We start from the raw sequence: 17,474 nt of genomic DNA on the forward strand, positions 1-17,474 counted from the left end.
ATGGGGCATTTTCTAGAGGTATTAGGATAATGAGACATAGTGATGCGCTTAAGCATTATAATCTTATTTAATCCATAAATGGACGAAAGTGCGAACTAACTGAATTAAAGATAACTTAAAATTAACAAAAGAGAAGAGCAGCCAATTTTAGTTGGTTTGCTCTTTTTCTAATTCCAAAATATCGGATATTTCGCATTCAAGAACTTCACATATTTTTGCTAGATTTTGTAGTGGCAATCTTACCGTTTGATTTCTACACATTTCATTTATCGATGGCTGTCGTATTCCGGTTAATCTTGATAATTCATGCTGGGACATATCTAATTTGTTAAGCAATTGATCTAGTTTTATAATTATTTTCATAAATTACCTCTTTTCCCTTGATACGTTAATCGTATTATATTATACTCTAATTATCAATACGTTATTCGTATTAAATTATAGGGGAGAGAATATTATGATTAACGATACAGCTAGGCTTATGAATGATGTGAACGTTGTTACTGGTATCTTGTCTCCAGATGTGGACGAAACAAAATTAATGATTCGAATGGAAGAAATATTAAGCAACTATGAGATTCATAGAAAAACAACAGCTGATCTCGAAAATGATTTTGAAGAAAATATTAAGATGTATATCGATGCGAAAAGGGTTGAGGGTTTATCCGATATTACTTTGCAAGGCTATTATATCGAATTAAGGTTGTTTGCTAGATTTGTAGATAAGCCTACTGTCCAGGTAAATACCTCTGACATTAGAAAATATCTTGCTTCCAATGATACATGGATGGCGAGTACAGTAGATAGCAAGTTATCTAAAATAAAAAGCTTTTATGGCTGGTTGGTCGGAGAAGAGATTCAATTAAGAAACCCAGCATCAAAAATAAAGCCACCTAAGAAGCCGAAAAGGCTTCCAAGGGGTTTAAGTGTAGAAGAATTGGAAATCGTTAGAGAGTCGTGCAAAACAATTAGGGAAAGGGCACTTATTGAGGTTGCCTATTCGACTGGTGCGAGAGTTAGTGAATTAGCAAATATGAAAATTAGTGACATTGACTTTAGAAATATGAGTATTGACATCATCGGCAAGGGTGACAAAGAGAGAATCGTTTACCTCTCCTTCAAAGCGATGCACCATCTCAATAAATATTTAAAAAATAGAAAAGAAAGTCGTTTTGGAAAGAGTGATTATGTTTTTATCGGAGAACGCAGACCGTTTAGAGAAATGACAACAAGTGGTATTGAAAGGGTTGTAAATAAGATTGAGGAGCGCGCTAATATAAGCAAGAAATTAACTCCTCATGTGTTCCGGCACACTTTTGCGACTTTAAGTATGGAAAACGGCGCCAGCATTACAGATGTTCAACATTTACTAGGCCACGATCGCCCAGAAACAACTCAAATTTATGCAATTGTATCAGAAGAACGTAAGAAGCAAGCGCACAGAAGGTATCATGCACAGTAAAGCACCCAATAGGGTGCTTTTTTAATTAAAAGAAATGAGGTGAACATCATAGCGAGAGAAAAATTAATAATTAAAGATAGATTAAGCAAAGATGAAGAACCATTGTATGCTGTTAAAAACTTTGTAGTTAAAAATGGAGTTAACAAATACGATCCAATTACCTTTGTGCTGCCTAAAACAAAAGAAAACGAATACGCCTATCCGATAGTTGATAATGAGAATTTTATATTGTGGGATAATCACGAGTACAGAATAAAAGAAATGTACGAAACAATTAAAGGTGAAACTCCCATTAAGTTTATTACAAATGCCAGGCATCGATTTTATGACTTGCTAGACACAAATAGAGATACAACCCTCACAACTGGAGCTAAAACGATAAATCAATTACTATCTTTTATATTCACAGGGACACGTTGGAATTTTAGTGTTATAGATTCATTCGGCACTTTGGAGTTCGAAAACTTTGGAAATGATAATTGTCTAAGCCTATTTAATAAAGTCATTGAACGATTCGAAGCTGAATTTGTAATCATCGGTAAGGAAGTAAGAATAACTAAGCCACAAGGAAGTTATGTTGATATGCAGTTTCGATATAACCACAATATAAAGACATTTAAAAGAAATATTGATACATCTAATCTCTCTACACGAATCAAAGGTACGGGTAAGTTAAATGAAGATGGAACGCCAATTGTATCTGATATATATATTAGCCCAAATGCACACCTGTACACAGATGATGATGGCAATATAGAGTATAAGGATGCACCACCTTATTCGAATGAAACAATCATACACAAAGACACCTTACGAAAACATTTACAGACAGCCATTCAAGATGTGCCAGATGTCTATTTTGAATTGGAATTTACTGTTCTACAAGATGCTGGATATACGAAACCGATACCCGAAAGAGGTGATGTAATACCAACAATACTTGAGCAGATTAATGTTGATGTGGATTTACGAATAATGGAAATTGAACAATATCCTTTTAATAAAAACAGGTCGCCAAAAGTAACACTCGCAAATTATAAAAAAACGTATACTAACCAACTAATTGATTATCAAAAATCCTTGCTCGATAAGATTTGGGATGAGAACAGCGGAAAATTAAGATATAACGTTTATGATGAAGCTGTTCAAAGAGCAACTGAAGCGTTGAATAATTCACTAACAGAATTGGAATACCCTCCTGGTATGGGAATAATTGCAAGAGATCCAGAGAACGAAAACAGATTTGTTGCCTTTCGTTCTAGTGGAATAGGAATAACTTCCGATGGTGGATTAACATTTGACGAAGCTATCACACATTTAGGAGTAACCACAAGCCTTTTAACTGCTGGGCAAATATATACAAACAACATTCAAATCATTGGAAACAATGATTTATTTTATTGGGATGGAAATTATTTAATTGCAATCGATGCGAATGATCCGAATAAGTATGTAAAGTTAAATAGTGATGGTCTGTATATTGCAAAAGGTGCTATTACAATTGAAGGTAAAGACGGCAGAAAATTTATGCTTGATGGTCTTGCAAATTTAAACTATAGCGTTTTCCGACATTCCCCAGATTTTAAGAATCAATTTGTGGAGATTGACGGGGTGTTTTATCGCACAAGAGAAACGACCAGGCAATCTTTTGACCAGTATGCTCTTAGACACGAGGGAAGATATTTAAAGGTACATCTAGCTTATTTTGTTTCAAATAATGCGGAAGGCATACAAGGTAATGTTTATGTCGTCGGAACTGAATCCGGAGAACCAATCCTTTTAACTAAAACTATAACAAACACCGGAAGCAATAGTGATAACGCAGTATACGGTGAAGTGCTAACAATTGATTTAGGAGTACCGACATACAATCGAAGGGCTTTTTACCTACAATTAAGAACAACATCCGCATCTATTTTTGCCTACGCAAGGGTGAGGGAAATTTGGCAGGAGGGATAGTATGGATATATACTCTGATGATAGAATTTTAGTTTATGTAGATGTCGATGAAAATGGGGTAATAACTGATGCGGAAATCGGAAAAAGGATAATACCGAGTAAAGAATTTAGATATTTTTTTATTACCGAAGATGAAGAGATGCTAACATATCCAGAAAAATTTAAAGTTATTGATAATGAGTTAGTCAAAAGCGCTGAATAGGCGTATTTTTATGCACAAAAACAGGAGATAGCCACAACTATCTCCCTGCCCACGTTGCCGGGGTGACAGCGTGGGTTATTTAATTGTATACCCGAACCGATAGTTTGTAACCGGGGTAATAAGCCCTATAAAGGGGGATTGAGAGTGGGTGAACCAGCAGTGCAGCTCATTGAACAAAGCGTTAAAAACAATACGCAAGACATAAGGGAAATGAAAAAGGAGATCGACAAGTTGAAAGGTGACGTATCCGATGTGAAATCGAACCAACAATTAACCAATCAAAACGTATCACACATCCTAGAAACACTATCGGATTTAAAATCGAATTTTAAAGAACTTGATGTAAAACTAGATAGCGACAAAGATGAACAGCTTAGAAAATATAAATCAATGATATGGCAAGTTGCAGCGGCTATTATTATAGCCTTTATATTGGTTTCATTGGGATTACGATAATGGGAGGTAATTAAATGTTCAAAACTAATTTAACAGTTGAAAAGGAAGTCAAACAGGAAGCTAAAACAGGTTTAATCATGCAGTTTACAGGGATGTTATCAGCATTGATTCCTGTACTCGCGTTATTAGGTGTTAAATTCGACTGGCTAACACAAGAATTTGTGGATAGCCTTTATTTATTTTTAGTTGCTTTAGCGCCTTTAGTTTTGACGTTTTACACGATTTATAAGAATCATTACTCCGGTAAAAAAGCACAGGAACAAAATGAAGTATTGAAGAAGGAGGGGTTAAAATAATGGTAAAAATCATAGATCAGATTGTTTCAGACAGTATCGCAAATCAAAGAACATACGGAAATAGCAATCCAATTAATACTATTACAGTACACCAAACAGGTAACACGAATAAAGGCGCAGATGCACAAGCACACGCAAATATACAAACTAAATTAAATCCAAGACAAGCTAGTTGGCATTATCAAGTCGATGATAAACACGCTATTCAATCGTTTAAAGATACAGCGCAATGTTGGGCAGCGGGTGATGGGCGAGGTCCAGGTAATCTGCGTTCTATTCACATTGAGTTATGTATTAATTCAGATGGAGATTATAAAAAGACAATACAGAATGGTGCTGAATTGGTAAAACATTTAATGGACAAGCATAATTTATCCATTAATCAAGTTAAACAGCATCACGATTGGTCTGGTAAGAATTGCCCTGCACAAATCAGAGCAGGAAAAGATGGTATTACATGGGGTGATTTTGTTGCGTTGGTCAAAGACGAAAAAGTTTTATTGGCACCTAAACAAGCGGTTAAGACATCCACAGTCATGACAGATAGCATTGTAGATTGGATGAATGCTAATAAAATGGATTCAAGCTACCCAAACCGAGCTAAATTAGCTAAGCAACATGGCATAAATAATTATAGCGGTACTGCTGAACAAAATACTCAATTGTTAAACAAGTTAAGAGCAGGTACACCTAAACAGACTGCAAAAAAAGGTAATCAAACGACTACATCTGTAGTAGATTACCTTAAATCAATTGGTGCTGATTCAAATTTTGCTAATCGTAAAAAGTTAGCTGACAAACACGGTATTAAGAATTACACGGGTACTGCATCACAAAATAGCCAGTTGCTTAAAAAGTTAAGAGGATAAAACTAACCCCCTAGCCGATTGGTTAGGGGTATTTTATATAAGGAGTGATAGCATGTTAAAAATCAGTAAAAATGTAGGGCTTACAGATATTGTATCAGCAGGAAATCCGATTTCAAGCCAACATCCTATTAGTGGAAGTACAGAAACCATACAAGTATATTTATTTAATGATGATGCCACAAAACGATATGAATCCGTTACTGTTAATGCAATAGATACAACAGGACCAGACGAATCGAATTGGGTGAAGCTATCTACAAACGGAACAACGTTTACAGACACAATTAATTTTGCGGAAATTAAAGATACAGTGGGGCATCTTTTTTATGTACGTGTGACTACTCCAAGTGTGGCTGATACTCAAAATAAAACGGATATTAAATTATCTGTAGTTGGTACGGAGTTTGCGGTGTGAAATACTACAAAGTAAACATGATTGGTGATGGTTCAGAAGGTAATGAGTTTAGACCCGATATTCCCGAAGGTGCGCCATTTGTGTGGTCAGATAATCGTTGCCCTACATGTGGTACTTATATCATGGCTTCAAGTGATATTGTGGAAGGATTAGAACATATCACAGATTTATATCAAGCGTGTGAGAGTAGGGGATTAGACGTTGATGATGTCACGAAATGGTTTGTGGGTGAGTAAATGGCTATATTAATTAAACATACCTTTACAGGGGCAAATAGTACAACTGGATTGCCTAGTGCCGATACCGGTCAAACAACGCAAGTATTGTCAGGTGTTTGGGGAATAGATAATAACCAAGCTTATTATGTAGGTGGCGGAAATGCGCTAGTCACTTGGGAATCTAATCATTCTGACATTATCGTTAGCTTGGTAAGTAAAGGGTATGTTCAAGGTTATCTGGCAGGTGCTATGATGTTCAGAGTATCTGATGACAAAAATTATTGGCTTTTTAGAAAATTGGGTGATGATTTACAACTTTACAAATTTGTTAATGGTACAGCTTCATTGGTTGCTACAAAGAATCTCAGAGCATGGAGTAACGGTGATTATATATTTAAGATTGTGGCTAAAGGTTCTTCTATTGAGTGTTTCATTAATGATGTTTTGGAGTTTTCAATAACTGATACCCACAATCAAAAGGCAACAAAACATGGTTTAAGGCAACATCTGCCATCTAACGTTAGATACGACGACTTCCTAGTCGAATCCCTAACAGAAGAACCAATAGGAACACCAGTAACCCAAACATATGAAACAAAACAATCAATTTACGCCAATCGCATAAAACAACATGATATGCATCAATCACTTTATCAAGCTATCAATCGGTCATTCGATACAAAACAATTTCTATATAAAAACATCACGAATCAATACACCACAGAACAACAAATTTATAAAACAGTAAATATTATTTTTGATACTTTACAAGAGATATTCAATACAGGCATATTACGACAATACGAATATGATTTAAGCCTATCCATCTATGCTGATAAACAACGTCTACACGATATGGAAATAAGCCAGTATAAAGACGTTTCAGATGATTACAACCTAATACAAACAATCTACAAACTAACGCAGTCAGAGGGAGATATAAGCCTTGTAATTCATGCGGATAGACAGACTAATTTTGGTACGTTGCAAAGTCTCTATAAAGATTTTTCAGTGAATTACGATACAAGGCAAACTATATTTAATCCAGATACTTCACTAATCCACACGATTAAATTAAAGGGTAACCGCAATTTGCATATTTATCTGAAAGGTAACCGTAATCTCACGATAAGATTGAAGGGTGTGATTAAATGAATTTTTCCATGACCGCAGGAGATACGAAATACATTGAAATAGAATTAAATGAAGATGCAGCAGCTTTAAATGGTGCAACTTTAAAATTCGGATTTGACGATGTGGTTAAGAATGGGACGCTGAAAGGAAATATATTCATTGTTAAATTAGATCCATCGGATACAGAAGATAAAGGTGGATTTCACAAGTATGAAGCAGAGGTCACGGATACGCAGGGGAATGTTTCAACAGTTGTTAAGGGTGGAATGTCGATAGAGCAGAATAAAGTTTGATTGTAAGCCCTCACTGTTGTGAGGGCTTGTTTTACTTACATTAAATTAAGTGGCGGTTTAGGGTCTTTCATCGGTGGTTTTGGATCCATCATTATTAATCACTCCTTTCGTATAGTTCATCTACTTTGCAATCTAATAAAACGGCTAGTTTAAATAAATTTACAACAGATGGGATGCTTACATCATTAATCCATCTTGATAATACCACATGACTTACACCTATTTGTTTAGCGACCCACATCTTTTTATATCCTCTTATTTCAATCCAATAACCTATCCTACTTTTTAATTCCATAATAATCACCTATTATAGTATTCCACAAATTACTTTTAATACCTTTATACAATTACTTTAAATTAATTTATATAATTAGGTATATAATCCGAATGAATGGATATACTATTATTACAAGCGAATAAACAACCGCACATAGAAACGCATATACCACACACCACTAGCGGGGTCACCATATTTTCAAATCGCCCGTTCACTCACTCATTTCACTCGTTCCCTCTCTTTATGATTGGGAAGTACATCCTTGTCCACAATCTATAAACCTATGATACTACTAATAATGAATATACAAATGCATATGGAATCGCTTGAATTCTGTTTTGAATAGGGGAATGAATATGGAAATGCTTATAGGGGGAGGGATTGCTGCCCTCACAATTTATGCAGCAGCTAACTGGCAAACGAATGACAAGAAAAAGATTGTACACGTATTTAATAATTTGGATTACAAGGTTAAAGATCAGTCGCCTGCATTAATTAAAACTTATAAAACCGATGTTTATACCACATACACATATAACGTTCCATATGGGCTTGTGGATGATCCTAAGCTGCAAGTATTAGAAAAGGTACTCAACAGACCTGTTAAAATATCCTTCACTAATCAGAAGCTTCATATAAAGGTGTACCAGCAGAAATTAAATAAGGAATATCCTTACAATGTTTTTGCTTCGAAGGGTCATTGGTCTATACCAATCGGAATGTCGCAGGATGGGATCATATATCACGATTTCGAGCAGATACCGCACATGATTGTTTCCGGATCTACTACCTGGGGGAAAACTGTATTTATGCGAATGTTCATGACACACTTAATCGAAAACAATCCAGATGGTGTGGAGTTTTATATTTTGGATTTAAAAGGACGTTTAGCATTTAATCGTTATCGTAATTTAAAACAAGTTAAGGCTATTGTCGGAGATCATAAAGAATCAGCAAAAGTTTTAAAGATGGTTAAACGAGATATTAAAAAAGACATTGATTATCTGTTATCAATTGATGCTGAAAATGCCAAAGAAGGAAATATAAAGACAAGAAAATTTATTATCATTGATGAAGCTGGGGAATTGAAGCCAGAGAAAAGCATGTCCGATGAAGATAGAGAGTATGCGAGGGATTGCCAGAGCGTAATGAGTTATATTGCCAGGGTGGCTGGGCAAGTTGGATATAAAATGATATTCGGAACGCAGTACCCAACTAAAGAAGTTCTTGACCCACAAATTAAGGCTAATGCGATAGCTAGGGTAGCTTTTCGTTTAGCTACTTCTGTGCAGTCTGGGGTTGCCATAGATCAACCAGGTGCGGAAAAATTGGAATACAAAGGGAGAGCCATATACAAAACTGTGGATGAACACCTGGTACAAACGCCTTTTATCAGCAAAGAAGAAATATGGGAAAGAATAGGGAGGTATAACAATGTTAGTCCAACAAATGAAACGACAGCAGAGAGAAGAACAGATATTGTTGAGCTTTGAAATTCTAACCTATGCCACACGAAAACAACTTCAGATAATAAACAATTTAGGCGGAGATAGAAATGCCCACAGGATACTTCACGAAATGGAAAAGGACAATTTAATAAGCAGCTTACGAACGGAACAAAAAATATATTATTTATCTAATCGTGGAAAAGAACGCATCGGATCATCACAGGGAGAGTTGAAAAAGTCGCAATTAGTCCATACATTAATGAGGAATGACCTTTATATTTTATTAGGTCAACCAAGCGATTGGAAAAAAGAGAAACCGATTAAAGTGAATGGAGAAGTATTCTTAATACCAGATGCATCTTGTATGATAAAAGGGGAACATCATTTTATTGAAATAGATAATCAGCAGACCATGAAAACGAATATAGAAAAAATTAAGAAATATAAAGAGTTATCACCTGCTATATTTCAACAATATAACCATACGCCTACACTAATCTGGTACACCTTATCGGATATTCGCAGGGGTAAATTAAAAGAAGTTTGTGACAAAATCGGAGTTAAGTATGTAATATATGGTAATATGTAGGTAAAAATGATTAGGGGATGAAGTATTGAATAAAATAGCAATATCTTTATACGTGATCGGAGTTTTAGCAATCATCGGTGGAATCGTAAATGGATTTGTAGCATATCAAATACCATTAGATGGTTATCAATATCTAACAGAAAAAGACTATACTGTATTAATTACTTGGATAGCTGCAGGAGTTATTAGTGGGATAATGATGTTTGGGTTTGCAGAAATCATTAAATTATTAAGTGAAAAGAAATATTTGAATGAAGTTCAAATAACATTAATACGAGATTTAAAAGATGAGTTGAAAGATATTAAAAAAGGTATGGAGAGAGGGGAATAAATCCCTTCTCTCTTTTTTTTGTGGTAACATCTATGGTAACATACTAATAAAATAATACACTTATTACAAAATACTATAATATGCTTAAACCATTGGTTTTATGCTTTTTAGCTTACTTTTAAATTAAAAAAAATATCAAAGCGGAGAAGGTGGGATTTGAACCCACGCGACGGTTACCCGCCCTAATGCATTTCGAGTGCATCCCCTTCAACCGGGCTTGGGTACTTCTCCAAAGACAGATTATGTGAATGGATTACTATCATGCTCCATTTAGGATTTATAACAATAAACAATTATATACCTCCTATTACTATTTGTCCATTTGGAAAATGAAAGACTACTATTAAATGAGCGGTTAGTCGATGTAAAACTATCAAGCTAAAATCGAAAAATACATAAAAAAGAGGTTGTACATACATGGAAGAAAAACAAACATTTCAAACGACTGATGAATACATACACCAATTTCCACTGGAGGTTCAAGAAAAATTACATACGTTACGGAAGATTATTAAAGAAGCAGCACCAGATGCGCAAGAAAAGATAAGCTATCAGATGCCCACATTTGCATGGAATGGGAATCTCATCCACTTTGCAGCATATAAACATCATATCGGATTATATCCTGGTGCAAGTGGTGTTGCTGCTTTTCAAAAGGAGCTAAAAGGATACAAAACATCAAAGGGTGCGGTGCAAATTCCAATTGAGGAGCCACTCCCAACTGAATTAATACGAAAAATAGTGAAATATAAAGTTGACGAGAATGCGAAGAAGGCAGAGGCTAAAAGAAAAGGATGAGGTATTGTACGACTAAAATGCACAGTGTAAAATAAAATAGACTTTTCGAAGAACGGTGATTGCGATGTTTAAAATTATGTTAATAGAAGATGATGCCAGTCTTTTCAATGAAATAAAGAAGAGACTAACGCAATGGTCCTATGATGTCTATGGCGTTGATAATTTTCATCTGGTTATGGAGGTATTCTCTAAGGTGAAACCTGATTTAGTTATTATTGATATTCAACTGCCAAAGTTTGATGGCTTCCATTGGTGTAGAATGATACGTACCCACTCGAATGTGCCAATTATTTTTCTATCCTCTCGGGACCACCCGACAGATATGGTCATGTCGATGCAGCTTGGTGCTGATGATTTTATTCAAAAACCTTTTCATTTTGATGTACTAATTGCCAAAATCCAAGCGATTCTTAGGCGTACCTACAATTATAATATTCATGAGGAAACTGCTTTACGAACATGGAATGGGGCAACAATCGATTACTTGAAAAACACGGTTAGTAATGAGAAGGGCAATATTATGTTGACTAAAAATGAAATATACATATTAAAAATTCTCGTAGAACATAAAAATCATATTGTTAGTCGTGAGGAAATTATGAAAAGTCTTTGGGAAGATGAGCGCTTTGTAAGTGATAATACGCTGACGGTCAATGTGAATCGTTTAAGGAAACGATTAGAAGAACTCGATTTAAATAATTGGATTGAAACGATCGTTGGTCAAGGGTATATGGCGTTAGAAGCGGATGTTGATCATGTTTAGAAAATATCTTGTAGAAAGAAAAAGTTGGATACTGATATTTTCCTGTTTGCAATTACTGCTTCTTTTAATTGGTTATATGGATTCAACGCTACATTTTTCATCGATCCTGTATATTGTCTTTTTATCTTGCATCATCTTTGTCCTGTTTATTATTATCCGTTATCATCGAGAAATTGCTTTTTATAAAAGTATAGACGAATGGCAGCCAGGCATTGAAATTACAAACATCAAGGAAGCGGAAACACCACTAGAAAAAATAGTAGATCAAGTGCTGAAACTCCAAACAGAATCGTATCGACAGGAAATCAATCATTATTTAATAGATGTCGAACAAGAAAAAGATGAGTTACTAACCTGGATTCATGAAGTGAAAACGCCGTTAACGACAATACAATTAATGATTGATCGAATAGAGAATCAGGTGCTAAAATCGCAATTGATGATCGAATGGCTTCGAATACACTTATTACTAGATCAACAATTGCATCTAAAACGGATTCCTTTTATGAAAAATGATTTATTTGTAGAAAAAGTAGATTTAGAATCTCTCGTTTTTAATGAAATAAAGGCCCTACAATCATGGTGTTTCGAGAAAGGACTTGGGTTTGATGTTTCATTTAAAGTAACAGAGGTTCTATCCGACGCGAAATGGTTGGGTTTTATCATCCGTCAACTACTTACGAATGCTATTAAATATAGTGAAAATGCCGATATTGAGATTCATAGTTTTATAAGTGATGGAATTACTCAATTAAGGATTCATGATGCTGGTCGTGGAATCGATGCGAAAGATTTATCACGTATTTTTGATAAAGGCTTTACTTCGACAACAAATCATAAAGACGGTGTATCTACTGGGATGGGGCTCTATTTAACGAAAAAAGTTGCAACAGAATTAAATATACATATTGATGTCGAGTCAAAATTAAATGAAGGAACGACATTTACGTTAATTTTTGCAAAAAAGAATGAATTTCTCAAGCTAACAAGCATGTGACGATAATGTCACATGCTTTCCTATTTTGTTCGTTGATTCGCGGGAAGAATCAGCTAACTAAGGTTACGATAGTAGTAGAGAAAAGGAGATGAAACATAATGAATATGTTGGAAGCACAGAAACTTCATAAAAGCTATGGGAATAAATTTAACCGACAGGAAGTACTAAAAGGTATCGATATTCAAGTGGAAAAGGGGGAGTTCGTTGGTATTATGGGCCCATCCGGTTCGGGGAAGACAACGCTGTTAAATGTTCTTTCCTCAATTGATCGTGTTAGTCAGGGAACAATAAAAATAGAAGGAAAAGAATTTACGAGAATGAAGGATAAGCAGTTAGCTGAATTTCGTAAGCACCACTTAGGATTTATTTTTCAAGACTATAATCTATTAGATACGTTAACAGTGAAGGAAAATATTATGCTGCCATTAACGGTGAAAAAGGTTTCTAAAGATAAAGCACAGCAATTATATAAATCGATTGTAAATGAATTAGGGATTGCGGATATCGGGGATAAATATCCGAATGAAATATCTGGAGGACAGAAGCAGCGTACATCTGCTGCACGTGCCTTTGTTCATCAGCCAAGCATCATATTTGCGGATGAACCAACAGGTGCCCTTGACTCGAAAGCGGCATCCAACTTACTAAATAAATTAAGTGATTTAAATGAAAAGCTCGAAGCAACGATTGTGATGGTTACCCATGATCCCCTTGCTGCAAGTTATTGTAGTAGGGTTGTGTTTATTAAGGATGGGCAGATTTTTACGCACTTAAATAAAGGGCAAGAGGATAGGCAAAGCTTTTTCAATGATATTATTAAAACCCAAGGTGTGCTTGGCGGGGTGCAGTATGAGTATTAATCAACTTATTTTCCGAAACTTACGGAAAAATATTAGGAATTACTACCTATATGTTTTCGCACTCATCTTTAGTGTTGCTTTATATTTCGCCTTTGTTACATTGCAGTATGATCCATCGATGGATGAAGTGGAAGGGGGAATAAAAGGCGCAGCAGCTATTCGCGTTGGTTCTATCCTTTTAATCGCAATTGTAACAGTGTTTCTCATCTATGCAAACAATTTGTTTATAAAAAGAAGAAGTAAAGAAATCGGACTATTGCAATTAGTTGGATTGACGAAGGGGAAGATATTTCAAATTCTCAGTATTGAAAATATCATGCTTTATTTTGGATCAATGCTAATTGGTATATTCCTTGGTTTTAGTTCATCCAAATTAATTATGATGATTCTTATAAAAATTTTAGGTGTGGAAGAGACTGCTGTTCTGCGATTTTCATTAGAAGCATTGATTCAGACAGTCATTGTTTTTGCAGGAATCTACGTTGTCATCTTATTAATGAATGCAATCTTCATTAAAAGGCAGCGTATTATATCGTTGTTTAATCGGACATCCTCAAGGGAAGGGAAAAGGCGTCGGGTGTCAATTATAGAAATGATTGTCGGTATTATTGGATTAGCACTCATCGGGTTAGGCTATTATTTATCGACAAGGCTTTTCGGCGGAGAGTTTATGATGATGGAGCAATTGTTTATCGTGATGGTGATCATTCTAGCATCTGTCATTATCGGATCCTATCTTTTTTATAAAGGGTCGGTGAGCTTTATATTCAATCTGATCCGGAAAAAGAATGCAGGCTACTTAACGGTAAATAAAGTACTGTCACTCTCGTCCATCATGTTCCGGATGAAATCGAATTCCTTTCTTTTAACAGTAATAACAACGATCTCCGCGCTTGCTATCGGATTATTATCGTTAACATATATTTCTTATTATTCAATAGAGAAAAATGCGGACAGCAATATCGTCCACCATTTCTCAATTCCTAATCTAGAGCATGCTGCACAATTTACAGAAGCACTAGATGAGGAGCAAATTGAATATACACGTACGGAAATAGACCTTTTAAATGTGAATGCTGATATATCGGAAATCGCCGGAGGACTTGAAGATTTAAACTTAAAAGATGAAGACCTTCTCGCACCAATGGTCGTTATTCCTGAGAGCTTTGCAGAAGATATTGACCTTGCCGAAAATGAGACCTTATTTGTCAATAATAATCATGCGCTACAAGCCTTTATGTCCTTTAAAGAAACGGGAAAAATTACTTTAGCTGGGAAAAATAATACAGTTGAATTGAATTTTATTGGATTAAAAGATAAAAATGTATTGCCAATGAGATTAACAAATGGCGGACTCCCTGTAGCCGTTGTTGATGATGCTGTCTATCAGCATTTAGCAAAGGATGCAGAAGCCTCGATTCAAGGAGAATTCTCTATCCATGTTGGCATTGATATTAATGATGAACGGGAAGTAAAAAAAGCAGACAGCATTTTCCAAGAACGAGGTATAAGTGAATGGGCGGGACATGAATCACGAATTGAATATGTTCAATTGCAGAAACAAATTTTAGGGATTGGTCTGTTTGTTGTTGGCTTTCTAGGTGTAGCCTTTTTAATCACCTCTGGCTGTATTCTTTATTTCAAACAAATGGATGAAAGTGAAGAGGAGAAGGGAAGCTATACAATATTACGAAAACTGGGCTTTACAAAAGAAGATTTACTAAACGGAATCAAAGTAAAGCAAATGATTAACTTTGGTATTCCATTATTACTCGGACTTTGTCATAGTTACTTTGCAGTGAAATCCGGCTGGTTCTTTTTTGGAACAGAACTATGGACGCCGATGATTATCGTGATGGTGCTTTATACATTGCTTTATTCTATTTTTGGAATGCTGTCCGTGTTATATAGTAAGCGTGTGATAAGCGAGTCATTATAGGGAGGAAAAGACGAAATCTATCGTGATTTCGTCTTTTTGTTTGCTAAGCAACAAAAAAATCACTCCCCTAATATCAGGAAGTGATTGTAAATGGATGATATAATGATTACTGTTGAGATACATCTTGTGATGCTGATGAGAGGAATCGAACCCCCGACCTCTTCATTACGAGTGAAGCGCACTACCGACTGTGCTACATCAGCAATTGAAAAATAAAGTACAATAAACATGTTACTCCTTTTATTTATGATGTTCAAGTAGTTTTTGCATAAAAGACAACTAAAAATTAAATTTGAAGGGAGAAAGTCTTCATTGATAACCATTCAAAAGGCTAATCATGAGCATATTCATGGCATTGCGAAGGTTTGCATTGCTAGCTATTGGGCGACTTATGGTGATTTACTTTCGACGAAATACATCGAACGCATGATTCAGGAATTTTACACACCAGAGCGTTTACTAGAAGAAGTGATGACAACTTCGAGATTTTGGAATGGTTGGATTGTTGCTGTTGAAGGTGGAAAAGTCATTGGTGCAGGCGTTGGTGGGATGATTAGCGAAAATCACGGTGAATTATTTGTCCTATACGCAAATCCAGACAGAAGAAAAGAAGGAATTGGCAGCATGATTCTCGATGCCGTTACCAAGGAATTAATTGAATATGGTGCAAAGGAACAGTGGGTGAACGTTACGAAAGGAAATATAAAAGGCATTCCCTTTTATGAAGCGAAGGGATTCGATTTTATTAATGAGCAGGATGAATATGGTGTTATCGAAGGCGAAGATTTTAAAGCGCTAAGGTATCATCGATTTCTAAATGATTTGCATGCTGGTTCCATTCTGTAGAAAAATAGCGATAGTCAGCTACAAAAAAATAGTAACTTACAAAAGGATGATTAAAGGTATGAATAACCTTACAAAAATGAAAATATTAAAGCCTGCAAATGAGGTATTTGAAGCTTTTGTAGACCCTACCAAAATTGGGGGATTTTGGTTTACATCGAGTTCCGAAAGATGGGAACAAGGGAAGACGATTACGTTAAGATATGACGAATACGACGCCCAAGGGGATATAAAAATAAAGGAAATCGAACCAAATAAAGAAATCGTTTTTCAAGATGGAGAAGGTCATCTTGTCGCGATTTCACTAACAGAGCTGGATAATTCAACTACCATAATTGAAATTAATGAAGACGGTTTTGATGAAAATAATCCCATGCTTATCAATCAATTGATCGATAATAAAGAAGGCTGGGTTTATATGCTAACATGCTTAAAGGGCTATTTGGAATACGGTGTTAACTTGCGAGCAGCATTAGTTAAATAACTACCTGAAAAAGAGCAATCATAATGCTCTTTTTCTATTTTTACTACTATATGTTATATAGACTGCCACCATATAGTTTATTCTAATAAAATACTGTTGAAATATTATAGGAATATTCGGAAAGAATTTTGTGAATGAATCACATGGTATTATCACCTAAATAAGTTCTAATTCTGAAAACGATGTCATTTTGTGAAGTAAATCACATTACTTGAAGTTAACCTTCATTTTTGGTAATAATAATACTATTGTAGAAAAAAGAACATAACAAAATGGAGGAACAGAGAATGAAAATAGTAGCAATGGTAGGAGCTAACCGAAAAGATTCATATAATATGCATCTCGTGAAGTATATGCAAAAGAGATATACAGATAAATTGGAAATTGAGATTTTACCAATTGACCAACTTCCAATGTATAATCAAGATGATGAAATGGATCCTCCAGCATTGGTAAAAGAAATTAGAGAGAAAATCAAAAATAGTGATGGTATTTTATTCGCGACACCTGAATATAATGCATCTATTTCTGCAGTACTAAAAAACGCAATCGACTGGTTCTCAAGAGTTGAGAAGGTAATGATCAATAAGCCTGCAATGATTGTCGGAGCATCAATGGGGGCATTAGGAACAGTTAAGGCGCAAATGCAGCTTCGTCAAATATTGAATGCACCTGGTGTATCAACATTAACTTTACCAGGTAATGAAGTCTTCGTTGGATCCGTGCATGAAAAGATTGATCAAAACGGTGTATTAACAGATGAGCCAACAATTCAATTTATCGATATGGTTATTGACAACTATATTGATTGGATTGAAAAAACAAAAGTATATAGCTAATG

Annotated in this window: 23 protein-coding genes and 2 tRNA genes; 21 read left to right on the top strand and 4 right to left on the bottom strand. The window is 35.2% G+C overall.

Annotated elements, in window-relative coordinates; all coding sequences use genetic code 11:
* Positions 1 to 147 precede the first annotated feature (147 nt).
* Entirely contained in the window at positions 148 to 363 is a 216-nt protein-coding gene (locus CWR48_RS10640; protein WP_115773227.1) for a helix-turn-helix domain-containing protein, read from the bottom strand.
* 94 nt (positions 364 to 457) lie between these two features.
* On the opposite strand from CWR48_RS10640, the gene xerA reads away from it, so the two are divergent.
* The 10 genes from xerA (at position 458) to CWR48_RS10690 (ending at position 7,304) form a co-directional block, all read left to right on the top strand.
* Positions 458 to 1,462 carry a site-specific tyrosine recombinase/integron integrase gene (gene xerA / locus CWR48_RS10645; protein ID WP_211316734.1) on the top strand — a complete coding sequence of 335 codons (1,005 nt, stop codon included), beginning with the start codon at positions 458 to 460 and terminating at the stop codon, positions 1,460 to 1,462.
* Between the two features lie 39 nt (positions 1,463 to 1,501).
* Positions 1,502 to 3,421: a phage tail protein gene (locus CWR48_RS10650; RefSeq protein WP_170140744.1), complete on the top strand. Its 1,920-nt coding sequence runs from the start codon at positions 1,502 to 1,504 to the stop codon at positions 3,419 to 3,421.
* 1 nt (position 3,422) lies between these two features.
* Positions 3,423 to 3,623 carry a hypothetical protein gene (locus CWR48_RS10655; protein ID WP_115773229.1) on the top strand — a complete coding sequence of 67 codons (201 nt, stop codon included), beginning with the start codon at positions 3,423 to 3,425 and terminating at the stop codon, positions 3,621 to 3,623.
* Positions 3,624 to 3,767: 144 nt separating this feature from the next.
* Entirely contained in the window at positions 3,768 to 4,079 is a 312-nt protein-coding gene (locus CWR48_RS10660; RefSeq protein ID WP_115773230.1) for a hypothetical protein, read from the top strand.
* A 14-nt stretch (positions 4,080 to 4,093) separates the two neighbouring features.
* Positions 4,094 to 4,375 (top strand): phage holin, encoded by a 282-nt coding sequence (locus CWR48_RS10665; protein ID WP_115773231.1) that lies wholly within the window; start codon positions 4,094 to 4,096, stop codon positions 4,373 to 4,375.
* On the top strand, positions 4,375 to 5,244 hold the full coding sequence (locus CWR48_RS10670; protein ID WP_115773232.1) for an N-acetylmuramoyl-L-alanine amidase: 870 nt from the start codon (positions 4,375 to 4,377) through the stop codon (positions 5,242 to 5,244). Before CWR48_RS10665 ends, CWR48_RS10670 begins: the two co-directional genes overlap by 1 nt.
* Before the next feature lie 52 nt (positions 5,245 to 5,296).
* The gene (locus CWR48_RS10675; protein ID WP_115773233.1) at positions 5,297 to 5,659 is read left to right on the top strand and encodes a hypothetical protein; all 363 of its coding nucleotides are present in this window, start codon (positions 5,297 to 5,299) and stop codon (positions 5,657 to 5,659) included.
* Positions 5,656 to 5,895: a hypothetical protein gene (locus CWR48_RS10680; RefSeq protein WP_115773234.1), complete on the top strand. Its 240-nt coding sequence runs from the start codon at positions 5,656 to 5,658 to the stop codon at positions 5,893 to 5,895. The genes CWR48_RS10675 and CWR48_RS10680 overlap by 4 nt, the downstream gene beginning before the upstream one ends.
* Positions 5,896 to 7,032: a hypothetical protein gene (locus CWR48_RS10685; protein WP_115773235.1), complete on the top strand. Its 1,137-nt coding sequence runs from the start codon at positions 5,896 to 5,898 to the stop codon at positions 7,030 to 7,032.
* Positions 7,029 to 7,304 carry a hypothetical protein gene (locus CWR48_RS10690; RefSeq protein ID WP_115773236.1) on the top strand — a complete coding sequence of 92 codons (276 nt, stop codon included), beginning with the start codon at positions 7,029 to 7,031 and terminating at the stop codon, positions 7,302 to 7,304. Before CWR48_RS10685 ends, CWR48_RS10690 begins: the two co-directional genes overlap by 4 nt.
* A 94-nt stretch (positions 7,305 to 7,398) precedes the next feature.
* Here the strand turns inward: CWR48_RS10690 and CWR48_RS10695 are convergent, their stop codons facing one another.
* Positions 7,399 to 7,599, bottom strand: a complete 201-nt coding sequence (locus CWR48_RS10695; RefSeq protein ID WP_115773237.1) for a helix-turn-helix domain-containing protein — start codon at positions 7,597 to 7,599, stop codon at positions 7,399 to 7,401.
* A gap of 338 nt (positions 7,600 to 7,937) precedes the next feature.
* Between CWR48_RS10695 and CWR48_RS10700 the strand changes: the two genes are divergently transcribed.
* The 3 genes from CWR48_RS10700 to CWR48_RS10710 are packed head-to-tail and all read left to right on the top strand — an operon-like array spanning position 7,938 to position 9,949.
* Positions 7,938 to 9,074: an FtsK/SpoIIIE domain-containing protein gene (locus CWR48_RS10700; protein WP_115773238.1), complete on the top strand. Its 1,137-nt coding sequence runs from the start codon at positions 7,938 to 7,940 to the stop codon at positions 9,072 to 9,074.
* Positions 9,016 to 9,618, top strand: a complete 603-nt coding sequence (locus CWR48_RS10705) for a replication-relaxation family protein (RefSeq protein ID WP_115773239.1) — start codon at positions 9,016 to 9,018, stop codon at positions 9,616 to 9,618. Before CWR48_RS10700 ends, CWR48_RS10705 begins: the two co-directional genes overlap by 59 nt.
* Positions 9,619 to 9,643: 25 nt before the next feature.
* A complete protein-coding gene (locus CWR48_RS10710; protein WP_115773240.1) occupies positions 9,644 to 9,949 on the top strand; it encodes a hypothetical protein in 306 nt (101 codons plus the stop codon).
* 141 nt (positions 9,950 to 10,090) lie between these two features.
* On the opposite strand, the gene CWR48_RS10715 is transcribed toward CWR48_RS10710, so the two are convergent.
* Positions 10,091 to 10,180, bottom strand: a tRNA-Ser gene (locus tag CWR48_RS10715).
* A 186-nt stretch (positions 10,181 to 10,366) separates the two neighbouring features.
* Here CWR48_RS10715 and CWR48_RS10720 point away from each other — a divergent pair.
* From CWR48_RS10720 to CWR48_RS10740, 5 genes are all read left to right on the top strand, one after another.
* A complete protein-coding gene (locus CWR48_RS10720) occupies positions 10,367 to 10,747 on the top strand; it encodes an iron chaperone (RefSeq protein WP_115773241.1) in 381 nt (126 codons plus the stop codon).
* A gap of 64 nt (positions 10,748 to 10,811) precedes the next feature.
* Positions 10,812 to 11,510, top strand: coding sequence for a response regulator transcription factor (locus CWR48_RS10725; protein WP_115773242.1), 699 nt, complete (start codon positions 10,812 to 10,814; stop codon positions 11,508 to 11,510).
* Positions 11,503 to 12,507 (top strand): sensor histidine kinase, encoded by a 1,005-nt coding sequence (locus CWR48_RS10730; RefSeq protein ID WP_115773243.1) that lies wholly within the window; start codon positions 11,503 to 11,505, stop codon positions 12,505 to 12,507. Before CWR48_RS10725 ends, CWR48_RS10730 begins: the two co-directional genes overlap by 8 nt.
* 98 nt (positions 12,508 to 12,605) lie before the next feature.
* On the top strand, positions 12,606 to 13,367 hold the full coding sequence (locus tag CWR48_RS10735) for an ABC transporter ATP-binding protein (RefSeq protein ID WP_115773244.1): 762 nt from the start codon (positions 12,606 to 12,608) through the stop codon (positions 13,365 to 13,367).
* A complete protein-coding gene (locus CWR48_RS10740) occupies positions 13,357 to 15,306 on the top strand; it encodes an FtsX-like permease family protein (protein WP_115773245.1) in 1,950 nt (649 codons plus the stop codon). The genes CWR48_RS10735 and CWR48_RS10740 overlap by 11 nt, the downstream gene beginning before the upstream one ends.
* Before the next feature lie 130 nt (positions 15,307 to 15,436).
* Here the strand turns inward: CWR48_RS10740 and CWR48_RS10745 are convergent.
* A tRNA-Thr gene (locus CWR48_RS10745) sits at positions 15,437 to 15,509 on the bottom strand.
* Between the two features lie 109 nt (positions 15,510 to 15,618).
* Here CWR48_RS10745 and CWR48_RS10750 point away from each other — a divergent pair.
* From CWR48_RS10750 to CWR48_RS10760, 3 genes are all read left to right on the top strand, one after another.
* Positions 15,619 to 16,152, top strand: a complete 534-nt coding sequence (locus tag CWR48_RS10750; protein ID WP_115773246.1) for a GNAT family N-acetyltransferase — start codon at positions 15,619 to 15,621, stop codon at positions 16,150 to 16,152.
* A 58-nt stretch (positions 16,153 to 16,210) separates the two neighbouring features.
* Complete coding sequence (locus tag CWR48_RS10755; RefSeq protein ID WP_115773247.1) at positions 16,211 to 16,633, top strand: SRPBCC family protein; 423 nt, start codon at positions 16,211 to 16,213, stop codon at positions 16,631 to 16,633.
* Between the two features lie 287 nt (positions 16,634 to 16,920).
* The gene (locus CWR48_RS10760) at positions 16,921 to 17,472 is read left to right on the top strand and encodes an NADPH-dependent FMN reductase (RefSeq protein ID WP_115773248.1); all 552 of its coding nucleotides are present in this window, start codon (positions 16,921 to 16,923) and stop codon (positions 17,470 to 17,472) included.
* The last annotated feature ends 2 nt before the right edge of the window (positions 17,473 to 17,474 follow it).

The sequence above is a fragment of the Oceanobacillus arenosus genome (assembly GCF_003369575.1).
GTDB lineage: Bacteria > Bacillota > Bacilli > Bacillales > Amphibacillaceae > Oceanobacillus > Oceanobacillus arenosus.

What these genes read in the sequence shown, in the direction of transcription:
- CWR48_RS10695 (WP_115773237.1), bottom strand. Translation starts at nt 7,599, where the DNA reads ATGGAATTAAAAAGTAGGATAGGTTATTGGATTGAAATAAGAGGATAT.
- CWR48_RS10740 (WP_115773245.1), top strand. Translation starts at nt 13,357, where the DNA reads ATGAGTATTAATCAACTTATTTTCCGAAACTTACGGAAAAATATTAGG.
- CWR48_RS10725 (WP_115773242.1), top strand. Translation starts at nt 10,812, where the DNA reads ATGTTTAAAATTATGTTAATAGAAGATGATGCCAGTCTTTTCAATGAA.
- xerA (WP_211316734.1), top strand. Translation starts at nt 458, where the DNA reads ATGATTAACGATACAGCTAGGCTTATGAATGATGTGAACGTTGTTACT.
- CWR48_RS10665 (WP_115773231.1), top strand. Translation starts at nt 4,094, where the DNA reads ATGTTCAAAACTAATTTAACAGTTGAAAAGGAAGTCAAACAGGAAGCT.
- CWR48_RS10755 (WP_115773247.1), top strand. Translation starts at nt 16,211, where the DNA reads ATGAATAACCTTACAAAAATGAAAATATTAAAGCCTGCAAATGAGGTA.
- CWR48_RS10640 (WP_115773227.1), bottom strand. Translation starts at nt 363, where the DNA reads ATGAAAATAATTATAAAACTAGATCAATTGCTTAACAAATTAGATATG.
- CWR48_RS10760 (WP_115773248.1), top strand. Translation starts at nt 16,921, where the DNA reads ATGAAAATAGTAGCAATGGTAGGAGCTAACCGAAAAGATTCATATAAT.
- CWR48_RS10700 (WP_115773238.1), top strand. Translation starts at nt 7,938, where the DNA reads ATGGAAATGCTTATAGGGGGAGGGATTGCTGCCCTCACAATTTATGCA.
- CWR48_RS10730 (WP_115773243.1), top strand. Translation starts at nt 11,503, where the DNA reads ATGTTTAGAAAATATCTTGTAGAAAGAAAAAGTTGGATACTGATATTT.
- CWR48_RS10685 (WP_115773235.1), top strand. Translation starts at nt 5,896, where the DNA reads ATGGCTATATTAATTAAACATACCTTTACAGGGGCAAATAGTACAACT.
- CWR48_RS10675 (WP_115773233.1), top strand. Translation starts at nt 5,297, where the DNA reads ATGTTAAAAATCAGTAAAAATGTAGGGCTTACAGATATTGTATCAGCA.
- CWR48_RS10735 (WP_115773244.1), top strand. Translation starts at nt 12,606, where the DNA reads ATGAATATGTTGGAAGCACAGAAACTTCATAAAAGCTATGGGAATAAA.
- CWR48_RS10690 (WP_115773236.1), top strand. Translation starts at nt 7,029, where the DNA reads ATGAATTTTTCCATGACCGCAGGAGATACGAAATACATTGAAATAGAA.
- CWR48_RS10670 (WP_115773232.1), top strand. Translation starts at nt 4,375, where the DNA reads ATGGTAAAAATCATAGATCAGATTGTTTCAGACAGTATCGCAAATCAA.
- CWR48_RS10655 (WP_115773229.1), top strand. Translation starts at nt 3,423, where the DNA reads ATGGATATATACTCTGATGATAGAATTTTAGTTTATGTAGATGTCGAT.
- CWR48_RS10705 (WP_115773239.1), top strand. Translation starts at nt 9,016, where the DNA reads ATGTTAGTCCAACAAATGAAACGACAGCAGAGAGAAGAACAGATATTG.
- CWR48_RS10720 (WP_115773241.1), top strand. Translation starts at nt 10,367, where the DNA reads ATGGAAGAAAAACAAACATTTCAAACGACTGATGAATACATACACCAA.